Origin of the sequence: Leptospira chreensis (assembly GCF_016919165.1) — a bacterium.
GTDB lineage: Bacteria > Spirochaetota > Leptospiria > Leptospirales > Leptospiraceae > Leptospira_A > Leptospira_A chreensis.
This window is the reverse complement of sequence record NZ_JAFFPS010000031.1, coordinates 223,437-247,602: the sequence shown is the minus strand read 5'-3', so window position 1 is coordinate 247,602 and position 24,166 is coordinate 223,437. Positions and strand designations below refer to the sequence as shown.

The 24,166-nt window shown below is 39.5% G+C and carries 24 protein-coding genes; 15 read left to right on the top strand and 9 right to left on the bottom strand.

What is annotated here, in order from left to right; translation table 11 throughout:
• Positions 1-67 precede the first annotated feature (67 nt).
• Genes scpA through JWG41_RS10585 form a run of 3 tightly spaced genes read right to left on the bottom strand, consistent with a single transcriptional unit; the run spans position 68 to position 4,329 of the window.
• Positions 68-2,206 (bottom strand): methylmalonyl-CoA mutase, encoded by a 2,139-nt coding sequence (scpA, locus tag JWG41_RS10595; RefSeq protein ID WP_205269887.1) that lies wholly within the window; start codon positions 2,204-2,206, stop codon positions 68-70.
• 1 nt (position 2,207) lies between these two features.
• The gene (locus tag JWG41_RS10590; protein ID WP_205269886.1) at positions 2,208-4,019 is read right to left on the bottom strand and encodes a methylmalonyl-CoA mutase family protein; all 1,812 of its coding nucleotides are present in this window, start codon (positions 4,017-4,019) and stop codon (positions 2,208-2,210) included.
• Position 4,020: 1 nt separating this feature from the next.
• The gene (locus tag JWG41_RS10585) at positions 4,021-4,329 is read right to left on the bottom strand and encodes a hypothetical protein (protein WP_232373920.1); all 309 of its coding nucleotides are present in this window, start codon (positions 4,327-4,329) and stop codon (positions 4,021-4,023) included.
• 66 nt (positions 4,330-4,395) lie between these two features.
• Here JWG41_RS10585 and JWG41_RS10580 point away from each other — a divergent pair, with 66 nt between their 5' ends.
• From JWG41_RS10580 to JWG41_RS10565, 4 genes are read left to right on the top strand one after another with little or no spacing between them, the layout of a single operon-like run.
• A complete protein-coding gene (locus JWG41_RS10580; protein ID WP_205269885.1) occupies positions 4,396-5,064 on the top strand; it encodes a lysoplasmalogenase in 669 nt (222 codons plus the stop codon).
• Positions 5,065-5,122: 58 nt separating this feature from the next.
• A complete protein-coding gene (locus JWG41_RS10575) occupies positions 5,123-5,881 on the top strand; it encodes a ferritin-like domain-containing protein (protein WP_205269884.1) in 759 nt (252 codons plus the stop codon).
• Entirely contained in the window at positions 5,881-6,363 is a 483-nt protein-coding gene (locus tag JWG41_RS10570; protein WP_205269883.1) for a DUF2505 family protein, read from the top strand. The genes JWG41_RS10575 and JWG41_RS10570 overlap by 1 nt, the downstream gene beginning before the upstream one ends.
• A gap of 55 nt (positions 6,364-6,418) precedes the next feature.
• Positions 6,419-7,273 (top strand): DMT family transporter, encoded by an 855-nt coding sequence (locus tag JWG41_RS10565; protein ID WP_332461291.1) that lies wholly within the window; start codon positions 6,419-6,421, stop codon positions 7,271-7,273.
• A 16-nt stretch (positions 7,274-7,289) separates the two neighbouring features.
• Here the strand turns inward: JWG41_RS10565 and JWG41_RS10560 are convergent, their stop codons facing one another.
• The 4 genes from JWG41_RS10560 to JWG41_RS10545 form a co-directional block, all read right to left on the bottom strand.
• Positions 7,290-7,670 carry a VOC family protein gene (locus JWG41_RS10560; protein WP_205269882.1) on the bottom strand — a complete coding sequence of 127 codons (381 nt, stop codon included), beginning with the start codon at positions 7,668-7,670 and terminating at the stop codon, positions 7,290-7,292.
• Positions 7,671-7,734: 64 nt separating this feature from the next.
• Positions 7,735-8,526 (bottom strand): class I SAM-dependent methyltransferase, encoded by a 792-nt coding sequence (locus JWG41_RS10555; protein ID WP_205269881.1) that lies wholly within the window; start codon positions 8,524-8,526, stop codon positions 7,735-7,737.
• Between the two features lie 166 nt (positions 8,527-8,692).
• Complete coding sequence (locus JWG41_RS10550; RefSeq protein ID WP_205269880.1) at positions 8,693-11,083, bottom strand: AAA family ATPase; 2,391 nt, start codon at positions 11,081-11,083, stop codon at positions 8,693-8,695.
• A gap of 129 nt (positions 11,084-11,212) precedes the next feature.
• Entirely contained in the window at positions 11,213-13,258 is a 2,046-nt protein-coding gene (locus tag JWG41_RS10545; RefSeq protein ID WP_205269879.1) for an AAA family ATPase, read from the bottom strand.
• Positions 13,259-13,569: 311 nt separating this feature from the next.
• On the opposite strand from JWG41_RS10545, the gene JWG41_RS10540 reads away from it, so the two are divergent.
• Entirely contained in the window at positions 13,570-13,965 is a 396-nt protein-coding gene (locus JWG41_RS10540; RefSeq protein ID WP_205269878.1) for a hypothetical protein, read from the top strand.
• Positions 13,966-14,186: 221 nt separating this feature from the next.
• Here JWG41_RS10540 and JWG41_RS10535 read toward each other — a convergent pair whose 3' ends face one another.
• Positions 14,187-14,576, bottom strand: coding sequence for a DUF302 domain-containing protein (locus JWG41_RS10535; protein WP_205269877.1), 390 nt, complete (start codon positions 14,574-14,576; stop codon positions 14,187-14,189).
• An 83-nt stretch (positions 14,577-14,659) separates the two neighbouring features.
• Positions 14,660-15,100, bottom strand: a complete 441-nt coding sequence (locus JWG41_RS10530; protein ID WP_205269876.1) for a hypothetical protein — start codon at positions 15,098-15,100, stop codon at positions 14,660-14,662.
• 141 nt (positions 15,101-15,241) lie between these two features.
• Here JWG41_RS10530 and speE point away from each other — a divergent pair, with 141 nt between their 5' ends.
• The 10 genes from speE to JWG41_RS10480 all read left to right on the top strand — a co-directional run bounded on the left by speE (position 15,242) and on the right by JWG41_RS10480 (position 24,126).
• Positions 15,242-16,087 carry a polyamine aminopropyltransferase gene (gene speE, locus JWG41_RS10525; protein ID WP_205269875.1) on the top strand — a complete coding sequence of 282 codons (846 nt, stop codon included), beginning with the start codon at positions 15,242-15,244 and terminating at the stop codon, positions 16,085-16,087.
• A gap of 7 nt (positions 16,088-16,094) precedes the next feature.
• On the top strand, positions 16,095-17,354 hold the full coding sequence (locus JWG41_RS10520; RefSeq protein ID WP_205269874.1) for a hypothetical protein: 1,260 nt from the start codon (positions 16,095-16,097) through the stop codon (positions 17,352-17,354).
• Entirely contained in the window at positions 17,344-18,075 is a 732-nt protein-coding gene (locus tag JWG41_RS10515) for a hypothetical protein (RefSeq protein ID WP_205269873.1), read from the top strand. The genes JWG41_RS10520 and JWG41_RS10515 overlap by 11 nt, the downstream gene beginning before the upstream one ends.
• Positions 18,072-18,941, top strand: coding sequence for a hypothetical protein (locus tag JWG41_RS10510; protein WP_205269872.1), 870 nt, complete (start codon positions 18,072-18,074; stop codon positions 18,939-18,941). Before JWG41_RS10515 ends, JWG41_RS10510 begins: the two co-directional genes overlap by 4 nt.
• A complete protein-coding gene (gene pyrF / locus JWG41_RS10505; protein ID WP_205269871.1) occupies positions 18,938-19,765 on the top strand; it encodes an orotidine-5'-phosphate decarboxylase in 828 nt (275 codons plus the stop codon). The genes JWG41_RS10510 and pyrF overlap by 4 nt, the downstream gene beginning before the upstream one ends.
• A gap of 26 nt (positions 19,766-19,791) precedes the next feature.
• Positions 19,792-21,063 carry an NAD(P)/FAD-dependent oxidoreductase gene (locus tag JWG41_RS10500; protein ID WP_205269870.1) on the top strand — a complete coding sequence of 424 codons (1,272 nt, stop codon included), beginning with the start codon at positions 19,792-19,794 and terminating at the stop codon, positions 21,061-21,063.
• Between the two features lie 8 nt (positions 21,064-21,071).
• The gene (locus tag JWG41_RS10495; protein ID WP_205269921.1) at positions 21,072-21,875 is read left to right on the top strand and encodes a DUF1365 domain-containing protein; all 804 of its coding nucleotides are present in this window, start codon (positions 21,072-21,074) and stop codon (positions 21,873-21,875) included.
• Positions 21,832-23,145: an SAM-dependent methyltransferase gene (locus tag JWG41_RS10490; protein WP_205269869.1), complete on the top strand. Its 1,314-nt coding sequence runs from the start codon at positions 21,832-21,834 to the stop codon at positions 23,143-23,145. The genes JWG41_RS10495 and JWG41_RS10490 overlap by 44 nt, the downstream gene beginning before the upstream one ends.
• Before the next feature lie 104 nt (positions 23,146-23,249).
• Positions 23,250-23,705: an SRPBCC family protein gene (locus JWG41_RS10485; protein WP_205269920.1), complete on the top strand. Its 456-nt coding sequence runs from the start codon at positions 23,250-23,252 to the stop codon at positions 23,703-23,705.
• Between the two features lie 58 nt (positions 23,706-23,763).
• Positions 23,764-24,126, top strand: a complete 363-nt coding sequence (locus JWG41_RS10480) for a PLU-1-like domain protein (RefSeq protein ID WP_205269868.1) — start codon at positions 23,764-23,766, stop codon at positions 24,124-24,126.
• The last annotated feature ends 40 nt before the right edge of the window (positions 24,127-24,166 follow it).

Below are 24,166 nucleotides of genomic sequence, written 5' to 3'. Positions count from 1 at the left end.
AAAACACCGACTGTCTATTTAGACAAATCGGTGTTTGGTGGAGTTGTCTCCTTGTCCTATTTAGAACTTAAGCGGCTCTTCTTTCGCCGAGGAGGATGTTTAGAATTTGTTTGGCTGCTTCCGAAATCACAGTTCCCGGTCCAAAAATAGCAGTCGCACCAGACTTATAGAGGAAGTCGTAGTCTTGGGCAGGGATCACTCCCCCCACAACCACGAGTACATCTTCTGCCCCGAGTTTTTTTAATTCTTCGATCACTTGTGGGACCAGTGTTTTGTGGCCGGCAGCAAGAGAGGACACTCCTAAGATATGGCAATCGTTTTCTACGACTTGTTTTGCCACCTCTGCTGGAGTTTGGAAGAGTGGCCCGATATCAACGTCAAAGCCCATATCTGCAAAACTGGTGGAAATGACTTTGGCACCCCGGTCGTGTCCATCTTGGCCCATTTTGGCGACCATGATTCTCGGACGACGTCCTTCGAGTTTGGCAAATTCATCGGCAAGATCTCTTGCTTCCAGATACCCTTTGTCTTCGGAAATTTCGGAGGAATACACTCCTGAGATGGAACGAATCACTGCTTTGTACCTCCCAAATACTTTTTCCATGGCATAAGAAATTTCACCAAGAGAGGCACGTTTGCGCGCTGCATCCACTGCCAGTTCCAAAAGATTTCCCTCGCCGGTTTCTGCGCATTTGGTAATGGCATTTAACGCAGCTTCTACGGCCGTGTTATCCCGATCTTTTTTCATTTGTTCCAAACGTTTGATTTGGGCAATACGAACAGCAGTATTATCAATGTCTAAAATATCAAGAGGAGCTTCTTTATCCAAACGGAATCGGTTGACTCCGACAATCACATCTTTTCCAGAATCGATACGGGCTTGTTTTCTCGCAGATGCTTCTTCGATTCGCATCTTAGGAATTCCTGTTTCGATTGCCTCTGCCATTCCACCTAACTTTTGTACTTCGGAGATTAGGGCCCAAGCTTTTTGTACTAGATCGTTTGTGAGTTTTTCTACATAAAAGGAACCACCCCAAGGGTCGATGACTCGGTGGATATTGGTTTCTTCTTGTAAGTAGATTTGTGTATTTCTTGCAATCCTTGCCGAGAAATCCGTCGGGAGTGCGATGGCTTCATCTAGGGCGTTTGTATGTAAGGACTGTGTGTGACCGAGAGAGGCAGCCATTGCTTCAATGCAGGTCCTTCCCACGTTATTGAACGGATCTTGTTCGGTGAGGGACCAACCAGAAGTTTGGCAATGGGTTCGGAGAGCCAAAGACTTAGTCGATTTGGGTTGGAACTGTTTGACAATCTTTGCCCAGAGGAGGCGGCCCGCCCGCATCTTGGCAATCTCCATAAAATGGTTCATTCCAATAGCCCAAAAGAAGGAAAGCCTTGGTGCAAACTCATCCACGGAAAGTCCAGAAGCAATCCCTGTTTTGATGTACTCCCAACCGTCGGCGAGAGTATAAGCAAGTTCTAAGTCGGCAGTGGCACCGGCTTCTTGCATATGATACCCTGAGATGGAGATGGAGTTAAACTTAGGCATGTACTTGGAAGTATAACCAAAAATATCCGCGATGATTTTCATGGAATGTTTCGGTGGGTAAATGTATGTGTTACGCACCATAAACTCTTTCAAAATATCATTTTGGATGGTGCCAGATAATTTGTCTTTGGAGACCCCTTGTTCTTCGGCAGCAACGATATAAAAAGCAAGGACCGGAATGACGGCCCCATTCATGGTCATGGAAACCGACATTTGGTCCAGAGGGATTTGGTCGAAGAGGATCTTCATATCCAAAACCGAATCGATCGCCACACCGGCTTTTCCCACATCTCCTACCACTCGTTCGTGGTCGGAGTCATAACCGCGGTGGGTGGCAAGGTCAAAGGCAACAGAAAGTCCCTTTTGGCCGGCCGCTAAGTTTCTGCGATAAAAAGCATTGGATTCTTCCGCTGTGGAAAATCCTGCATACTGACGAACCGTCCAAGGTTTATTCACATACATTGTGGAATAGGGCCCACGCAAATAAGGTGGAATTCCGGCAGCGTAGTTTAAGTGTTCGATTCCCTCCAAATCAGCCTTCGCATAACGAGACTGGATGGCGATCCCTTCTGCCGTTTGCCAAAGGGAAATGGCCTTGGGGTCTGGTTTTGTCGAACCGAAAGAAAGAGGAGTATTGGCAAAATTGGGTTTGTTCATTTTATTTCCCGATCCATTTGGTTTGGGCTTTTTCCATAAATTCCACGATGTTTCGTTTCATATGGATGAAGTCGTCGATCCCGAGAGATTCGGCCTCGGCGATGAGATCTTTTGGATATCCAGCGAGTAATTTCCAGGAGTTTGGCAATTGGGTTTTCATCTCTGAAGCGAATTCGGAAAGATAGGTCGCATACTCTTCGTCAGACGAACATAAGACAACAAGCTCAGCACCGAGTTCTTTGGCCGCGGACACTCCTTCCTTAACAGAAGCAAATCCCAGGTTATCGATGATTTCATACCCAAGGCAACCGAGGAAGTTGGAACTAAATCCGGCCCTTGCTTTTCGCATGGTTAAGTCCCCGATGGTAAGTAAAAAAATCTTCGGAAGTTTTTTCCCAGAAGCGAGATGGGCATCTGTGATATTTCTCCATTTGTCAAATTCGTAAGAAAGACGAACGGGAAGAAGACGCGCATAAGTTGTCGGCTTGGCCTGTCCGATTTGTTTTGCCGTTTCTTCTATAGAGCTGACAAGTTCCGGATGCCTTTCTGAAGGGAGAGGGTATTGGTTGGTTCCCAGGAGAATTTCTTTTTTGGTGGCCAGTGCATTTCTTTTTTTATCAGCACGAGTAGAGATTTCTTTTTGGATCTGGCCTTTTTTCAAAGCCTCTCCAAATCCACCTTCTGTTTCCAAAGTTTGGAATTTGGTCCAGGCAGTTTCTGCCAGTTTTTTGGTGAGGACTTCTAAATAATAAGATCCAGCGGCTGGGTCTTCCACTTTGTCCACGAAGGATTCGTAACGAAGGAGGAGCTGGGAATTTCGTGCAATTCGTTTGCCTAACTCTTGTTGTGCGGAGTATTCGGAATCAAATGGCAATACAGAAACAAAATCTGCCCCACCCATGACAGCAGACATAGCCGCTGTAGTTCCGCGTAACATATTGACATAAGGGTCGTAAGCCGTGAATTGGAAATTGGAAGTTCTTGCTACAATCAGTGCGGGAGTTGTTTCTCCGAGGCCAGGTTTATAAGCATTTAAAACTTCTGTCCAGAGGATGCGCATCGCTCGGAATTTTGCCATTTCGGTGAAGTAGTCAGAACCAATTCCCATCCAGAACCAGATATTGGCAGCAGCATCTTCGATAGAAACTCCCACATCCAAATGACGGTTTATATAATCCACACCCCAGGAAAGGGAATAGGCCAGCTCCTGTCCAATGGAGGCACCGGCATCTCGCAGGTAGTAACTGTGAATCCCGACACCAGCAAAACCTTTGGTTCCAGAAAGTGCGGCAAAGGATTTTCCAATCGCCCCTTCTTCGATTTTGAGTTCCCCAGAAAAGAGTGCGGTTCCATAAGGGTCTAGATCGCCGAGTACAATGTTATGCGAAGATACGAGTTTTTTCAGTGAGTCGGCAAAGGAAGGAGTCCTTGTTGCAAGAGAGATCACAAGAGGAAGGTTTCCTGTAAGACCAGCCAGTCGTTCTAGGTCAGCGGCAGATTTGATTTTTAATCCAAACTGATTTCCCTCTTCTTCATGGGAGATAAGAATCGCAGCGTCGGCCCCTTTTTTGGAAAGGTCATTCAGTTCTTGTTCGGAGAGAACGGTTTCTGTGATATTCCAACCGGGGTTCCGTTTGTACACTCTAGGAAGTTCGGGGATATCTTCTTTGCGATAGAAGGGTTCGATTTTGAATCCTTCTTCTGTTTCCCAAGTGACTTTGTCCCAAGGGCTACCTTTTAAATCTTTGAGGATTTGGTTTTTCCAATCCTCGGTGGAAACTTCAGGGAAGTCTGAAAATAAAAATTCGTTCAATTTATTCCTCTACGATTTGGTAGTCTTCCATGTAACCTGGAAAGTCGCCTAACCCTCGTGTGAAGGTGAACTTCGCTGGATAAACAACGAGGCGTTTCCCTGATTGTATGAAAGTTCCCGACAACAATGTGAAAGGGGAGGCCACAATAAAGGCTGCGGTTCCGAGAAGGGTACCGGCAAGTCCCATGGGGCGCGCCACAATCAAATCAATCAACATTTCGCCACCAGATGGCACTTCTCTTGCTGATAAAGTTTGGGTCCATAGGAGACAGATTAAGAAAAGGATGGACAAGGGTCGTGTTTGTTTCATAGGCTGGATCACTCGGGCTGTCATCTGATGAAATCTCGAGAATGATATCCCTGTAAAGTAAGAAATATGGCTAAAGAAATTGTTTTGTTTGTTCTCTATTCTGTTGTGCATCTTTTGGCGATCGCTACGATCACAAAACATGATGCCTTCTTCCTCCCTTCCAAAATCATTCCTATATTGATTCTCATCGTAGCACTCTTTCGCTACTTTCCTACTTTGGAAAAACGTGGGAAATTGGTGGCAGTGGGTCTTGTGTTCTCTCTTTTTGGGGATGCTTTTCTTGCCCTTCCTAAGGAAGGATACTTTGTATTTGGGCTTGGTTCCTTTCTTGTTGCCCAGTTGATCTACTCGTATGCGTTCACATTGGATTCGAAAGTAAAACCCTTACTCGCAGTTCCTTTTTTACTGTTTGGTAGTTCTTTCTTCCTAGTTCTCGTGCCAAAACTTGGGCCACTTCTCATTCCTGTGGGAGTTTATATCTCTGCCATCTGTCTTATGGGTTGGCGTGCTGCCGCAAGAAATTCGGTTTCCAAACCTTTTTATCTAGGGCTACTCGGTGCTTTGGTATTTATCCTTTCTGATTCCATTATCGCATATTCTATGTTTCTAAAACCAGAAATGGACAGATTCACTGCATCCATGGGAATTATGGTAACCTATTATACTGCCCAAGTCCTCATATACGCTGCCACAAAGTCGGAAGAGTTGGATGTTCAATCAGTGAAAAATACTTGATTCACATAAAACTCGCGAGTATCGTATTTATGGTTTTTAAAAACCGGGGAATGGGATTATGAAATCACTTAAAAAAACATCCTTTATCGAGGCAGTAGCCGCCGCGATTGAACACGAAGTTCAATGTTTCAATTTTTATCTAAAACTTTCCGAAAGTTTACCGGAAGGCCAAATCCGAGAACTGTTCAGCCAACTCGCGTTAGATGGTGACGAACACATTAAATTCATTAAAGAAATTTATAAAGGTGCGGAAGGAAAAGAACTTCCTAACCTAAAACAACTTTCTGAAATTGAAAAGTTTCATTCCTCCACCATCCAAAAGGTGATGGACAGATTGGATCGAAATAAACACGCAGAAGTGAAAGCAGACGAAAAAAAAGCATTGGAACTTGCCATTAGAGAAGGGGAAGATGCTCGTAATTTTTATGCTACCATCCGAAACAAATTCAAAGATCCTAAAATCAATTTGTTATTCCAAAAATTAGCCAACTTCAACGAGTCGAATAATTCTCTCTTAGAAGCACAAGCAATGGCAATGGAACAGTCCACTCCGGCAGACCAAGTTTTCTATTGGGAAGATGAAGAGTTAATGGAAGAGGTGAACCGTCCGACCAAGTCTTCTGGAAAACCAAAAGTGGCGAAACCGGCAGCAAAACCAAAGGCAACTGTTTCAAAACCATCCGCTAAAAAAACTGCCAAACCAGCAAACAAGAAGTCGGCGAAGAAAGCTGTGAAAAAGGCAGCCAAAAAAGCCGTAAAAAAATCAGCACCAAAACCGAAAGCAAAACCCGCTAAGAAAAAAGGTAAGAAAAAATAGTGAAATACCAAGTGACTCATACATTTTCCGTTCCCCTCGATAAACTTCTACATGCGAGAGAGGAGAGATACAAACATCTAGATCAGTTCCCTGATTTAAAGAATGTAACTCTTTTGGAAGAAACCAAAGACGGGAATATCATCCGCCAAAAACGTAAAGTGAGTTTGGAAGGTTCGATGCCTGCCGTTCTTTCGGCGGCCCTCAACGACCTTTCTCTTTTGGAAGAATCTACTTTTGACATCACTACCAACACTCACGAATTCAAAATCTCTCCTCCGGGAAAAGACAATGTGTTTGTGATCAAAGGCAAAAGTAAATACGAAGCGGACGGTTCCGAGTCCAAACGTTCTTACGATGTGGATGTGATTTCGAGTCTTCTATTTGTTTCTCCGATTGTAGAAAAGGCAATTGAAGAAATTCACAAACATAGTTTGGAAAAAGACAGAAAATCCATCGCCAAATTTCTGGGGGTCGAGCCTTAAGTAAGAAGTGAAGTCTTCTTCTCCTTCTTTTTTACGATCCGTATTGGAACTCAATTTGACGATCCTCATTATGGGGAACGTCACTTTGTTTGCCAAACTCCTTCCTTTCCCTGCGGTCACGATCATTTCTGGTAGGGCACTATTCTCTGTCATTCTACTCGGACTCTTTTTCTGGCTTCGTGGTAAGTCTGTATCCTACCGAAGTTTTAAGGACTTTTTGTTTGTATTTGGAATTGGGATTATTTTTGCTCTGCATTGGGTGACTTACTTTCACTCCATCCAAGTGTCTACTGTGGCTGTGGGGATGTTGTCTCTTTTCACCTATCCTGTGTTTTCTGCCCTCCTAGAACCATTGTTTGGTGGAAAACGTCCCGATCCTTTTGCTTTCTTTTTGGCCTGTTTTTCTTTATTTGGACTTTTTCTCATTGTGCCCGAGCTTTCTTGGGACAACCAATTGTTCCAGGGAGTGGTTTGGGGTGTCGTTTCGGCCGTTCTCTATGCCATCCGCAATTTACTCACAAAAGAAATGCATGTCCACTATCCGAGTGCCCAAATCCTTTTCACCCAACTGATTGCGACGGCCCTGGTTTTACTCCCCTTCGCTGATGGACTATTTGTGATGCTCGCCGAACCCAAATACCTTCTCTTTCAAGTGGTTCTTGCCGGGATCTTTACCTCCCTTGCCCATACCATTTGGATTCGCAGTTTATCGAATTTATCCGTAACCACTGCGGGTACTTTGTCCACACTCAGTCCGATATACGGAAGTTTGGCGGCCTGGTATTTTCTCGGAGAGGTGCCACCAGACAGACTTTGGTTAGGTGGTGCCGTGATTTTGTTTTCTGCGATCCTAGAAGTGTTTCGAAAAAAAGCGGAAACGGAAACACGAGAAGAGGTGGGTGCGGGGTAGCCCAAGCGGATCTCTCTTAGTTTGCCGGTGCCGTTACCGCTTGTCCAAATTGCAATAAATAACCATTGTTATCGTAAACGGCAAATTCTCTCATTCCATATTCAAAGTTTTCGATGGGATAACAAATTTTCAAATTGTCTTTGACCCGGTCCCAAATCTCATCAACACCATCTGCATGAAAGTAAAAGGAACCCGTGAAGGTTGGTTTCTCAAAAGCGATGTGGTCATTGGGTTTACTGATCATTAACTCTGCACTGCCGAGTTGCACTGTGGCCCAACCCCAATCCTTTTCGTTTGCTAAACAAGTAAACCCTAATGTTTTTACATAGAAGTCCACAGTCCCTTGCACGTCGGTAGCATAAATCATCGGTGTTAGTTTGTTCACTTTTGTTGTCATGTTTGTGCCTAAGAACGGTTTGTTGGATTTGTCAAAGATACGAGATTGTTAGCCTTTGGGAAAGTTAGTTTTTTTGCCAAACTAAGAATCTGTATCCACCATCGAAGGAATCTTCTTTTAGAGTGTTTCCGTATTTTTTATACCATATCCCATTCTTCAAATCCTTTTCCAGTCGTTCTAAAATTTGGTTTAATGTGCTGGTTTCTAGGCTTGCCAAGGGGGAAATACTCGATCGGAAAGTTTCGTCTAGATAGAGAGAAGGATTTTTCCAACCAGAAGCAAAGACGTGATCTGTAAGGTTATCGGGTAATGAATAATCAATCATTTTTACATTTGCTTTTGTGACACGCTCAATCATCAGTTTAAAATCATTGATAGGTAGATATGTTGAAATTGCTTTTTCAAAAACGATTTTAAAGTAATCAAATAACCAAGATTGTTTACTGACTGTCGAAGGATCAGCGGTAAAAATAACGGCAAAATGTTCGGGTTTTAGAATTCGATTCATCTCAGAGATGGCTTTTTCAAGGCGATGGAAATGATGTGATGCTAGTACAGAAAAAATTCCATCAAAACTGCTAGTGGGAAGGGGAATTTCTTCGGCGGAACCTTTGATCCATTTGATATTTTGATTTTCTGCGGCTTGAGCCATCATGATTCCGGATGGCTCTACTGCCGTTACGTGAAAACCTTTGGAAGAAAAGAAATGGGAGTAGTTCCCTGTTCCTGCTCCCACATCCAGTAGAGTCGCTCCCTCTCGTTTTAAACTAAGATTCTCTTCAATCAAGGAAGCAATTCGTAAGTCGGCTTTTCTTGTTTGGTTGTAGTTGGTTCCGATTTTATCGTAAATTTCCATATGTTTTAATAAGGTTGTATCTTGGTTCGTGGGTTAGGCTTCTTGAGAGATAAGGCGTCTGCGCGCCGAGGTGAAGCGGTAATTAGTCGTATTACTGTGACGGATATAATTCACCTCGCTGAATTTTATTGAGAATCGGCTAAGAAGTGAGTGGCAAAAATCCATGTTACTCTTTGATACTATTCATTAATGCTATATACTGATCATTATCGATTACTTTGATTCTTTGTATAAGTAGCTGAGCGGCAGCTTTCATTTCCGGTGCATCGATAGGGACTGCGCCTCTTTCAAAATTTGCGCTTAAATGTGAGTATTCATTGTTTACTCTTTCAGTAAGAATTGCTGGTATAGATTGGGTACCAAAGAATTTTTTTAATTTTTCAAATTCTTCCGTTTCATCAGGGTATTTATAAAATAAATAAATTTCGAGAAATTTACGAGCATTATTTCCAAAGTTATAAAATGTAGTATAATTTTTATCAGTAACTTCATCTATTAGCGAACAATTATAAATTTGGTTGAATAGAAAGTTAAATTCAGTTATATACTCTTTTAAATATTTTGGCATCATTAAAATTTTTGAAATTTTATCTTCTCTGTTAACAAGAAAAAAACCTCTTTCATAGCTTTGAAGTTTCCCGTTAATACCGATCGCCCCTCCGGTTAATCGTTTTAAATATTTTAAAAAATTTAAACTATGAGTTGAGATAAAAATTTGTTCAAAAGAACCTTTCTCGATTATTTCCGATTTAATTAGGCTATATAAGAAAAATATATGGTTACCATCAAGACTGGAAATAGGATCATCAATCCAAATGATTGGCTTTTGCCCCTTAGTCTTTATGTCTTCTAGTTTTGCAATAAAATAGCAAAAAGAGATTAGACTACATTCTCCTTCGCTTAAATGGTGAGCCTTTTTGCCGTCACGTTTGAGATCAAAGCGAATCTCTTTTTCTTTTTCATCGCCATCTTCTTCATCTGAAATCGCTTCAAGAGAGAGAAATCTGTGCCCAAAAAAGTCATTTAAATATTTATTGACATTTTTTGCTCCTTCCTCTTCGTCATTTAATAATCTCTTGTTGGCTTCAATTAATTCTTCTTTTTCTTTTACTTTGATAAGTATATTATTTTTAATATCCTCTTTTTCCTTAACTTTGCTTTTCAGGATTTCGATATTATTTTTTTCGTCTTTATAATTTATAGTAAGAACAAAGTCATAAACTTCTTTAAGCTTTAGTTTTTGTTTTGCTTCCTGCTGTCTTGAGTTAAGTTTATTTGTATATTCGTTTGACTCCTTTCTGAGGACTTCGAACTTTTCATAACTAACTTTCAAATCATTCGATACATCTTTTTGGTCAATATATGATTTAGATTTAAGAAGGGATTTTTTCCTTGCTGTAAGCTGAGTTGTAATGTTATTCAAATTACTTGAATATTGTATTTCAATTTGTTTGTATTCAGTCAATATTTCATCGAATCTCTCATGAAACTCAGAATAAAATTGGGTTTTCTGTGGATTGTAATTGATTTGAATTATTTCATTTTCTATTTCGTTGATTAATTCATCTAAATCTTTTTCAAGTTGTTCAGATTCTTTATCGAAATGCTTATTTAACTTTTCCCACCTTTCCTGGCTTATGATATTATCGCAAAATAAGCAGTTATTTTTTTTCTCCTGATGTAGAGTTCGGCCTTCATTCACCCAGCGGTGTAAAATTGCGTCATTCACAAACTCTGCAATTTTGTCAGATCCTGCTATTTCTTTTTCAATTAACGATTTTGCTTTATCCGCTAATGAATTAAAAGAAAGGATAGGTATTGTAAAGGGAGAGATTGGTGGATTAGGGTTTTCAGCCAGGAGTTTATCTAATTCCTTTACTTTTTCATCTGAGATTGGTTGAAAATCATCTTTAAGAATCGTTTGAATATCGTTTTCCAGTTTGTTAGTAGAATAATTCTGATCACCAAATCTTTCTGATTTATATTTAATTCCTATATTCCTATCTATTGCTTTATTTTTTATTTTTTCATCCAAGCTAGTCTGTGCTGATTTATATGTATTTGCTTCTTTTGTTGTGGCAGCGATAGCTTCTTTTTGCTCCTTGTATAAAGCCGTTTCTTGTCCTTCTTCTTTAGATCCTAATTCATTTTTTAACTTTTCGATTTCCTTTTCTATAAGATTATTATCGCTTCCTAGAATTGCAAATGACTCTATGTCTTCATTTGGATCATAAATAAATTTTAGATTTTCTCTAACAAAATCATCATTGAAAACCCTGATATCTTTCCCATGAGATGTTAGGCTTTGGAGTGTTACTTTATCTTGATTGTTAAATTCAATTTCAAATTCTGGGTTTTCGTATTTTTCGGACAGTGATCCAGTTTCGAGGGATCTTACTATTCGTGAAATGGTAGTTTTACCAGAATAATTTCTGCCATAGATTATATTGATTTTTTTGAATTCGCATATATTTCCATTCTTAGATTTTACGAGCGAGTCCCATTGGAAATCTTTGAAGACTGCTAGATTTTTTATATATTTTATCTTTTTAATCATATTCCTTTTTTGCCTATATTCGATTTATCTAGTTAATAATTTTCTAACTATTGTAACCACACAGTATTGCGCATAGAGAACCAGGGATCGTACCGAAGCGGTTAGTTGACGTTATGTGGATGTATAAATTTATTTCGGTAAGGCTTCTTTCAATTTATTTTGTAATATTCCAAGATCCTCGGCTTTGTTTTCTCTCATCTCTCGTATAATTTCAATAATAAAGGATTTAAAATCTTTTTTGAAATTATAATGAGTATAGATTGAAGTAAGAAGTTCTTTTCCGCGGCATCTTTTTATCCAATTTATTTCCCAATCTTGCATTGTTTCAGTCTTAATTGCTTCAATTTTTTTAATGAATTCAGATTCCCAGTCGTTTATTGTGATCTGTTTAAATTCATCAATTTTTAGTTTAAGTTTTTCTAGGAGATCTTTTGCTATATCTTGCAATGATTTTTCCTTAAAGATTTTTTTAGAAATTGATACTGATTCAGGAAAAAATTTAGAATAATTTTCCAAGACAACGATCGAGCTTAATTGATTCATTGCTAATGCTTTTATTTCTCTTGAGAAATCTGCTCGATTTGTCGGCGTGTTTGCTCTGCAATTTTTCTTAACGATATCATATAGTAGATCAATATTAAGTAAGTAATTTTCTATGCTATAGCGATCCCATTGAATTATTTTAACACTATCGGAGCTTGTTAATGTGGTTGGTTTGTTATCGTTATCTAGTATAAAAATATGGTATCCATCTAGTGTATTGGATTTATCAGCTTCTTGTAATCGCGCTATTTCTTTTTCGATTTCTGTTCTGCCTCCTAGCGAACGTATTTTAAATCCATCAATTTCTTTTTTAAATAATTCTGGAATATATTCTTCGTCGGTTGTGCCTTCTAAATAAAGAATTCCTTTGTTGAATAGGATATCTGATGCATCTATTCCAAGCATTTTCAGTGCTTGTTGGGCTTCATCTTTATCTCTATTATAAATCTGAGTGATAGTATTTGAGTCAATTAAATGTAAAAGACGCAAATCGGAATCTTCTTTCGTCGAAGTTAAAATCTCTCCAGAATGGGATGTCATTATGATTTGAATATTATTGCTAAGTGATATTTCGTTTTTTAGAAACGGGATAATGTTACGACATACGGCGGGATTTAGGTGTAACTCTGGTTCGTCAAGTAATGCGATCCCTCCTTGCGCTAAAGTCCTTCTTAAAAGAAATGTTGTGAGTAAAATACCTTTCTCGCCGCTGCTTAGAAAGTCTATATCATAGATAGAATTAGACAGTTCTTCTTTTATAAGAATACTTAATCTTCCTGTGAATTGTTCGAGTTTAATTCCTGAAAGTGATTTACCTGGTAGAAGTGCATTAAATACACTTGTAAATTCTTCTTTAATGCTATCGAATCCATTTTCAGAAAGCATCATTTCCGAAATTAACGAAGTTTTAAACCTTTGAAATTTTAAATGTGGGTTTATTGAATAAGAATGAACTTGTTGACTTATATCTGCATGTCCTAGCTGAACATTTGTGTCGCCAGTAGGGAAATGTCTATCAGGTGGAAATGTTGAAAAGAGTGTTTTTGAGTAAGGGACATTTTGCATTAAAAAACTTAGAGCTTCTTGTTCAAAACCTCCATTTACTTTGATTTCTTCAGAATAATTAAAAGTTAAGTTGACGGAAAGTATTCTGTTTGATTCCATTTTTTCTAATGCTGATAATGTGTTCCTTTTGATTTCTTCAAGCTTTGCTTTTCCTTCATCTGATGAAAGATAACCCAAAAAGTTGATGTTTCCTTGACCTAATCTTCCTTGCCTATTCTGTAACTGCATCACAGTAAATTGCGAAATATTCTTTTTTAGTAAGTCTAGCTCATCTTTAGATATTTCTATTTCTATCGATAGTTCACATGAAGAATTGCTATCTCCGATTATTCCAGAAAGTAGAACATTAGAATTATGTGGCATAATGAGTCCCATGTTCTGTAATGTCTGTACACCTTCATTTTCAAAACTTGGAAAAGCTATGCTTTTTAGAATTCTAAGGCCATCTAGAATAGTACTTTTCCCAACTCCATTTGGTCCAACAATTGTGTTTATAGAATCCTGAAATAAAATTTCTAGATCTTTTAGTTTTCGGAAATTTTTAATTTTATATTTTTTTATTTTCATAAATCCCTTTTCTAGATTTGCGTATAACATCAATCCACTGCCATCTTACACCAATCCATCCACATCCTTCAATAAAAATTGAATCCACAATTAAAATATTATTATATTTTGACATACCAGTTAGGTGCCGAATGACCACTGTTCTATGATTTTGCCGAAAGAGATAAAAGGAAGGAAAAAGCACCTTCAAACTTTATTTGAAAATTTTTAAAATAATTCCAAATCAATGCAATAAAGTTTGACAGACCTTTCGATTTCTGGTCTTTAATCTCTCCTTGTGGAAATAATATATTTCTGCAAAGGAGCCTGTTTTGAAAAAAATAACTTTTGTATTAGCGTTCGCTGTTTCTGCATTTGTGTTCCATTGCCAGTCAGGAGCAAAAGTGGGGGCCGAAGAAGGAAAGACCATCCTGGAAGGGAATTGGGTTTTGACATCCAATTGTGTAACCAATCCTTCTCCGAATCCAATCGCTTGGCTGATCATCAGTAACAATCGGGATATCAAATCTTGTTATAAAAAAACAAGCAGTGTTGTTAAGGGACAGATCGTCGGCAAGGAAGGAAACTATAATATCAATTGGCAAGAAGGTCCTGCTTCGACGGCACAGTATCCAGTAGGAGGCCCTCTCAATCTTTTTGGTATGACTACGGAAGGAGTTACCGTATGTTATGTTCGGACAAAAACCTTACCTGCTTTTTGTAAGTGATGTAAGTTTCGGATAAGTCAAAGGTGTGGGGATTGAAAAATGATAGAATGAAAACTTCCCCGCGCCACCGATTGCAGCGGAAATCCTTTCTGGTGGAAGAACTAATTCTAATACAACAAGCCTTCCAGAAAGATTGGAGCGGAAAGCGGGATCGCCTCATGGATCGAATGTGGAAATTTAAATCCAATGGCGAGGCGCCCACCTATTTTATAAAATCAAAATCATTCGTGTAAGTGGTGGATGACTTGAATTAATTTTTCTTGTACTTCTTTCGCAATCCTTTCGAGTTCGGGATTTTGGACTAGTTTTGTCATGGTCATGGGATCAAAGATAGAAACTTTGGTTTCCCCGTTTTTTTCTTCTGTAACGACAACATTGCAGGGAAGTAAAAGTCCAATCTCATCGGCTGTCTGAAGGGCTTTGTGCGCAAAACTGGGGTTACACGCTCCGAGGATGGTGTATCTTTTGAAATCAACCCCGATCTTTTCTTTGAGTGTGTGTTTGACGTCAATTGTGGTTAAGACCCCAAAACCTTCTTTTTTTAGTGCTTCGGTAGTGTCGGTGATGGTATCTTCAAAACTTTTTTTTCTGTGAACGGTGAGTCCTAACATAAATCCTCCGCAAGTGCATACCCCATAGGGTATGGTGGTTGTTACCAACTTGCAAGAGAATTTTCCTTAGGATTTAAAAAAGCTCATTCTTTTTTGGGTAGTTTTTGCATCTCTTCCACACTGGGAAGTTGCGCTGACATATGACGGATTTCCCCGGTAGAATTTAAGAGAAAATATTGTGGAAGGGGTTCTGTTTTTAAAGAAGCAAACCGGTCATCCAAAATCAGGGTTTGGAATTCCTGTTCTCTGGGTGTATAGTTGAGAAGGACATAAGTGCCGAGGTCTGGTTTTCCTTCGCCGCATTCGAGGCCTTGGAGCATCTCACAACGAGATTTGGTCACGGCAAGAAGGATGAGTTTTCCTTCACGGGAAGCCTGTCCGAAAGCGAAGGATTTGTTATGACCCCAATGGATTTCTTCACTCACCATTTCGTTGATTTTGATATAACCATACACCAATAGTAAAATGAAAAGTGGCATGGATAAAAAACCAACTAGGTAAAAAACACGGGAATATTTCTGCATACAAGGCAATGGAACCGAAGCACCCAGTTCCCGCCAAGTTGAATTTTTAATCTTCTCCAAACCAAGAAACTTTAAAAAAAACTACACCTTACTCATCCTATATCAAATCTGGTTCAAAGAGAGAAACCTTAGGAGAAATCAATGGAGATTTGGTATACCGAAAAATTGGAATTAGAAAAAGGGCGCGCAGTCAGTTACCGGGTAACAAAAACAATCGAAAGCCTACAATCTCCGTTCCAAAAAATCGATATTTTTGAAACACAATCCTTTGGCCGAATGTTTACACTTGATGGTGTAACAATGGTTACAAATAAAGATGAACATTCTTACCATGAAATGATTGCTCATATTCCTATGATGAGCCACCCAAACCCAGAATCCGTACTTGTGATTGGTGGGGGAGATGGGGGAACGGTTCGCGAAGTTTTAAAACACCCTTCCGTCAAAGAAGTTGTGTTATGCGAGATTGACAAAGCCGTAGTCGATATTAGTTATAAATACTTTCCAGAATGTGCGGATGCGATGAAAGATCCGAAAGTCATTCATTATTATGATGATGGTGCCAAATTTGCTCGTGAAAATCAAGGTCGTTTCGATGTGATCCTCGTGGATTCCAGTGATCCTGTGGGCCCGGCAGAAGTACTTTTTAAAGAACCATTTTTTCGTGATATGGCAAGTGCCTTAAAACCAACAGGAATCATTGCCACACAAGCGGAATCTTTTTGGTATCATGGAGATGTGATCTCTTCTCTATTTGATTTCATTCCGAAAATTTTTCCTGAGTATGGATACTATTACACAACCATTCCGACATACCCGTCAGGAATCATTGGGTTTACTTTTTTATCCAATGCGATTGATCCTTATTCTGTAACACCAGATCCGAAACGTGTTCCTAAAGGACTCAAATACTATAGTCCAGAAATTCACAAAGCCGCTTTTGTACTTCCTGAATTTGCAAAAGCTTATATCAAAAGAAAAGGATAGATTCTTTGTGAAACGGATTTTCGTTTTTTTAGTTTTAATACTGTTATCTTTTTTCGTAACTCCCCATTTCCTTTGGGCAGAGGAAACGAAAGCCACAGACTTAGAATTAGAAGCGGAATCCTATGAGGAACGTGGGCATCCCAAAAAAGCGGAAGAACTTCGCTCCCAGGTAAAACGGATTCGGGCCGATCAGTTTCGTGAGAGAAATCCGGAAAAGGAATATATTTCTCCCACAAAAAACATCCCCGCAACCAAAGAGGGTTCTTTGGAATTTTTCCAAGGAACTTGGGAGATTGGATTTCGGGGACTCGCTCAGTTTGGAGTGTTTTCTCCAGGGAATGATTGGGCCCTTGATAATGGTCGTGTGGCTTTCCAAGGAGGCACACCGTATTATCCTAGGTCTCCCATCGGATACCAGAACATTCGAACTCTTCCTTATTCCTACCAGCCTGAGGATTCGAATCGAGTTTCTGGTTCTTTTTCTCCTCGAGTGGCATACAAACATAAGTCGGCAAAATGGGGATTGGAATATGTATACCTCCAGTTTCAAACAACGAATGATTCTCTTTCTATAGGAATTTTGGGTGAGACCCAGTCGGCATACCATTCGGATCGTCTGTATAGCGCAGAACATAAATTAGTTGTAAAAATTTACGAAGAGTTTTCTAAAAATATTGGTTATAGTTGGGATTTCGGAATTCGAGCCGGGTCTTTTCATACCAATTCTGTTTTTTCTTCTCAGACCATGCGGCAAACAGGAATTATGCGAGATTCAATGCGCTATCTTGCACCAAGCACTGGATTCAAATTTTATCACAAATTAGAAGATGGTTTTTCTTATGAATTGGGAGGAGATTTGTTTTTTACTCCTCTGGGTCGACTGCAATACAGAAGGGATATTTTTACCCAAACGGGTGGGGTTCCCCGATTTGCGGAAGGCACGGTTCTTGGGGACGAAGCCTATTCTGTATTTTCAGAAAAACCAGTCCAAACAACGATTGTTGGACTTGATTTGGTAGGACAATTCAACTGGCAACCCTTAGACCATCATAAATTTCACTTGGGATTACAAGTCATCCAATACATCTGGAGGGCTAACGAATCTTATGCGCCTGGAATTCGGGCCTTAAATCAAGATTCGTTTCATTCGGGAGCGAGAGATTATTACTTAACTTCTGCTTATTATGAAGCAGATGGTCGGGACAAACGTCTTTCCCGAAGTTATCTAATTCAGAATTTATACTTTGGATATACTTATGTTTTTTAGAATCCGTATTTCTTCGATATTACTTTTGTTGAGTTCTTTTTTTGTTATGGGCTGTGGGATTTCCCTTCGTGTCTATCGTCCTTTCCCGAATGAAACTTCTTTTGAATTTGTCAAAAAAATGGATCATATTGAGATCAAAGTCAAAGAAGAGAACCGAATGAAGATGGCGACGTATGATGGGTATTTTGTAAGTCCTGAAGGACTTCCGAATGAATATGGTCCACTCACTTATTTGATACGAAAAGAACTTTCTATGCGAGGGAATCGTTATCCCTTGTTACTCGATAGAGGTGGAAAGATTTTAGTGGATGAATTCCAATTGGTTTCCCTAGACAGATGTTCTAAAAATTTAAGTTTTGTGCGTTTGAAAGTGAGAATTCAGATTGGAAGCGGTCCCGAAGAAGTTTTTTCTTACTATGATGAAATCGATTCCCGTGTGACCAATTGTTATTTGACGGGAAGTATCTTAACCGTCGTTCCATTACTTTGGTATGTGCCATACAATGGATTTCGAGGGAACCGGGAAGACCAACTCAACCAATTGGGTAGGAATTCTTTATCCGAGTTTTTTGCAAGATTGGAAGTATTATCTGGATATAACGGAAGTTCTCCGGTGGAAGAAGTGCCACAATCGGAACCCGTGCCGACAAAACAAAAACAAAGTCCCGCAAAACAAGAACCAGTCGATCCAAAACTCAAGGAAATCATGGAAAGTTTATGAAATTCCGCGTCCTTCTCATTCTCCTTTGGATTTCATTTCATTTCACAAACTGTTATTCATTAGAAAAACCATATAATTATGGAAATCCGTATCTTCCGAGCCCTGAATTTACTGAAGACGATCCACAATTTGAAGAAGGAGAACCCGTTTGGATTTTGGACCAAGCGGGGAATTGGATTTTTTCTCTTCCCTCTAAGCTTGTGCTTCTCAATCTAAAAGCAGACAACCATCATATTTCGAAAGAAACCAAAGATTATTTGATTCGATATATCAAAGAAAATAACCTGCGTGATGTGAAGGTGCGTTTCAATCAATATGCCCCGCTTTCGGAATGGAAACGACTCCCTAAAAATAAAAATATCAATCCTGTGGTTCGGTATTTTTTTGGATCCATTTCTTTACTGGCTTATACCTTTCTTCCTGGTCGTTTGTTTGCGGGAACGATTGGTGGGGATCATTACAATTCTTTTACCAACACCATCAATGTGTATTCAGACCTACCTCCTGTTGTGATTCATGAAGGAGGACATGCCAAAGACTTTGCACAAAGAGAAAAAAGAACTTTATATGCTACTGTTTATGCCATTCCTGTGATCGGTGCACTTTATCATGAAGCAAGAGCCTCCGATGATGCCTTAAATTATTTTGCAGAAAAAAATGATAAAGAACAATTGGAATCTTCTTACGAGTTACTCACACCAGCTTATTCGACTTATGTGGGAGGAGCCATTGGTGATGTGGTGGCCAATCCCATCACTGCCGTTGCAGTCATCCCGGGCCATATCTACGGTCGTTATAAAAAAAGAGACATTGATATGGAATTAGATAAAAGAAAACAAAAGATCCAAATTAAGGAACCTAAGTGAACCATTCATCCAACTTCATTCAAAAATTCGAGTTCAGACGAGATACGCTACAATCCCTGCTTTGTATTGGTCTTGATCCCGAATTAGAAAAATTGCCAAAAGTTAGTTTGGATTCTAAGGCACCGCTCGTTCATTTCACAGAAACCATCATTCGTTACACTCACACTTATGCGACCTCTTGGAAACCAAACGTTGCTTTTTTTGAACGATTGGGAGCAGAAGGGTATTTTGCCTTGGAACATATGGTTCAAGTGATGAAGGAAGTCTCGCCACAAGTACCGATTGTTATGGATGCCAAACGAGGGGATCTGGCCAATACTTCTAAAGAGTATGCGAAATACTTTTTCCAAACTCTGAAAGTCGATGCATTGACAGTGAATCCTTATATGGGCCGGGATAGCCTGGTTCCTTATTTGGATTTAGGTGGGTATATTTTTGTCCTTGGTCTGACTTCCAATCCCAGCTCCACCGATTTTCAAAAACAGAAACTTGTGGGTAAGGATATCTTCTTGTATGAAGATGTGAGTGACCAGATGGCAAGGCTCGGTGAGGAGTATCCCAACCAAGTGGGTCTTGTTGTGGGGGGAACCCATCCTTCCGAAATCAAAGCCTTACGTGCGCGTCATCCAGAAATGTATTTTCTCATTCCAGGATTTGGGGCCCAAGGTGGGGATTTAGAATCCATCATCCAAGCTTCTGGAAAAAATTCACTAATCAATTCTTCCCGAGGGATTACACTCAGTACTTTAGAAGAAAATTTCGGACAGGTTGCACAAAAGAAAGCAGAAGAAGTCCATCTGCAAATGAACCAACTCTTTCTCTGACGGTCTAATCACCACCAGGGAAACAAGTGAAAGAAAGATTAGCCATTGTCGGTACAGGAATCGCAGGTCTCGGTTCCGCATACTTTTTAAAAAATGATTTTGATTTAACCATATTTGACAGCGCCGATTATATCGGAGGTCATACCAATACGGTTATGGTGGAAGAGGATGGAGTTTCCATTCCGATTGATACTGGGTTTATCGTATTCAATCATGTCACCTACCCAAACTTACTTAGACTTTTCCAAACATTGAATGTTCCGACTAAAAAATCGGATATGTCTTTTAGTGTCCAACATGATCCCACCAAATTAGAGTTTTGTGGATCTGGCCTAACTGGACTTTTTGCTCAGAAAAAAAATCTTTTTCGACCTCGGTATTTAAAAATGTTACTCGAGATTGACCGGTTCAACAAATCGGCCCCAAAGATTTTGGAAGATCCAAAGTATGATACATGGAATTTGGGCCAGTACATGGAGGCCTTTGGGTTTGGAAAAGACATCCTCAATTTCTATTTAATTCCTATGAGTTCGGCAGTTTGGTCGACTCCTCCCGATTTGATGTTGGAATTTCCTGCCAAATCACTCATTCGGTTTTTTTATAACCATGGATTTTTAGGTCTGAGTACCCAACGCCAATGGTATACCGTGGACGGTGGTTCAAAGGAATATATAAAACGAATCACTCCGGCAATCAATGATCGCTTTCGTCTGAAAAGCCCAGTGAAACAAGTGAACCGAACCGCAGACAGTAAGGTGGAACTTGTGTTTGGCGAAAATCAAAGAGAGGTCTTTGATAAAGTTTTACTTGCCACTCATGGCCATATTTCTGCGAAATTACTAGGAAATCCGACGAAATTGGAGTCTGAATTACTCCCACTCTATCGTTACCAACACAATACTGCCACTCTCCATACCGATGTCAGTGATATGCCAAAACTAAATTCCTGTTGGTCGAGTTGGAATTATAAAATTGTAGAGGGACCTAGCGGGAAACAAGATCCGTATACCATCTATTGGATGAACCGATTGCAAAATGTTTCTAAAAAACAAAATTATTTTGTGACCATCAATGATCCAGACCGTGTGGCCAAAGGAAAAATCATCAAAAAAATTGATTATGAGCACCCACTGTTTTCCGTGGAAGCCTCTCTTGGCCAAAGTCGTCTGCCAGAGTTAAACGAATCTGGTCCCATCTATTATGCGGGGGCTTATTTTCGGTATGGATTCCATGAAGATGGATTTTTGTCCGCAGTGAATGTCTCTCGGAGCATTCTCGGAAGGGATCCATGGACTTAAATTCCTGTATGTATGAGGCGGATGTGTTCCATGCGCGAACCGCACCGAAGCCTAATAAATTTCAATATAGGATTTTTAATTTTTATTTGGATCTATCCGAAGTAGACCAGTTATCCCACAAAAGCCTCTGGTTTTCCAGAAACCGATGGAATCTGTTTTCCTTTTATGACAAAGACCATATTCAATTTGGAAAAGAGAGTGCTTATGAAAACATTAAGGCCTTTCTCGAAGCCTCTGGGGTCACAAGGCCGATTGGAAAGATATTTCTCTTAACCAACCTTCGGATCTTAGGATATGTGTTCAATCCAGTGAGTTTTTATTTTTGTTATGACAATCAGGGTGAACCACTAGTATCCATTGCGGAAGTAGGGAATACATTTGGCGAGATCAAACCCTACCTGGGTTACTTTAAGAATGCAAAAGGAACGATTGCTGATCCGGAAGTATACATTAGAGAACAAAAGAACTTTTATGTCTCACCTTTCATCCCGATAGATTCCGAATTTGAGTTTCGATTGAATGCACCGAAGGAAGAATTACAGATTGGTGTCGACTCTTTTGAAAATGGAAAACGAATTCTCATCACTTCCTTTCTTGGAAAAAAAATTCCATTTCATTCGTTATACTTATTAAAACTTTTTGCCCGATTCCCATTCATCACCGTCAAAATAATAACATTGATTCATTGGCAAGCGTTCCTGTTATGGATCAAAAAAATTCCGTACATTCAGAAACACCAAAACTTAGAGAAACAAACAGGAGTTCCCCTTGGAAAAATCACAGAACCAGTCCCTCTTACAAGACACGATTGATTCAAAACTTTTTACCGAATTAAAGAACAAATCTATCACAGAGCAGTTCCCTATTTATAGGAAAATTTTTTTTAAAGCCATGAGTTCCATGAAGAGAGGATCCCTTCGGATCATCCTTCCAGATGGAGAACAAGTAGTTATTGGTGATCCCAATTCTTCGTTCGATCCTAAATTTCATTCGGCTCTCGTTCATGTCAAAGATCCTGTTTTTTTCAAAAAATCAGTGTTATACGGTGATATTGGATTTTCAGAATCTTATTTAACTGGAGATTGGGATACCGATTCGATTGAAAACGTGATCTCTTGGTTTATTTTGAATGTGGATGATAGTCCGAGTCTTTCGGGTGCCAAAAAGAAATTATTCCATTTGGATTTATTCAATTTAGGCAATAAATTCCTACATTTTTTACGAAAGAACACCCTAACGGGTAGTAAAAAAAATATCGTAGAGCATTATGATCTGGGAAATAAATTTTATAAATTATTTTTAGATCCATCAATGACTTATAGTTCTGCTTATTTTGAAGAGCTCGAAGAAACATTAGAAGATGCGCAAACTAAGAAAGTAGATAAACTTTGTCAAAAGTTGAAATTGAATCCTTCCGACCATCTTTTGGAAATTGGAAGTGGTTGGGGATTTTTGTCGATCCATGCTGCAAAAAACTATGGATGCTGTGTCACAACAGTGACTCTCTCAGAAGAACAATATAGTTTTGCAAAAGAAAGAATCGAAAAAGAAGGCCTCAGTGACAAAATTGAAATTCGCATTCAGGACTATCGAAAGTTAGAAGGAGAATTTACAAAAATTGTTTCGGTAGAAATGTTAGAGGCAGTAGGGGATGCGTTTTACGAAACCTTCTTTCAAAAGTGCCAAGACCTTCTTACGAAAGATGGGATTATGGCTTTGCAAGTCATCACCTGTCCTGATTCGAGGTTTACTTCGTTTAAAAACGGAATCGATTTCATCCAGAAACATATTTTCCCCGGTTCTCTTTTGCCTTCCATTGGTCGGATGAACCAAGCCATCAATCGTACGGGAAATTTGTATCTTTTTCATTTAGAAGATATGGGTCTTAGTTATGCGAAGACTTTAAGGATTTGGTTAAAGAGCTTTGAAGAAAACATACTTGAGGTAAGAAACCAAGGGTATAACGAAACCTTTATCAGAAAGTGGAGATACTATTTAGCGTATTGTGCGGCTGCGTTTCAAATGAGAAATATCAGTGTCATCCAATCTGTCTATGTTAGGCCCAACAATCTCAATATCTAACTCGTACAAAACACAAACTACCGGTAAGGAACCAATACCGGTAGTGTTCTTAAGTTCAAAAAAACATCTTGCCAAAGAAAACCCAAACCTTTACTACTCTGTCTATGAGAGAAACGAAGTCCGTATTTACCTTTGATGAACCAATAGAACGATTGTGGTCGGGAGTTACCGTCTACGAAGTGTTAGTACATTGGTTGGCAGATGAGGTAAGGGGAAGACCAAAGGTCGGCGGTGACTTCTCCTGGACATGGAAACTGGGACTCGAGGGCGATTTTACCACTCATGGTATCTATAAAAAGATTGAACCATTGAAAGAATTGGTTATGGAGTGGAAAGACCATCCTGCAGATCCAGCCGGTGCTATTTATTTACAATTATTATTTGAACCAAAGGGCACGGCTCAGTCTCAACTAACTATCATTAACGGAGGATTCCCTGATGGGGATGGTTCCGATGTTTGGATTGAGGGAGCCAAAGAGGCCTGGGACGGACAAGCCATCCACTTAAAAGACTTCCTAAAACAAAATCCAGATATCACCAAATTTTTTAAAAAGACTTGATCTCTAGACCCTTTCTAAAATCCTGGTAAAAGTAAGGGTTGTTAAGGAGGGTTGGAAGATGGAATATCCTGAATTGGAATCTTATTTCCAGAAATTAACTGATATAACAGACCGTATCGCTATGATGAACAATCATTTTGATGCGACACCTGAGATCGACATACCACAGTTATCTGAGTTTTACAATGATATTCAGTCAAAGGACTGGGAGAATACAGACAGAGAGTATTACGAACTCTTTACTAGTTATTTTACCTTTCATGTGAAGACTGTAGAAGAAATCATTCAAGAAGCACGTGAGATTTTGAACCCGGAAAATCGGGAATACGTGAAAAAATTAGTAAGCCATGTTCGTAATTCGGATGATTGGTTTGTAAATCTAAAAAAGAAACGCAAACTCGCTCGCATCCAAGTCGCTTAAAGTTTCCGCTCCCTCGACCGAAACCTCGGGGGAGGCGTGT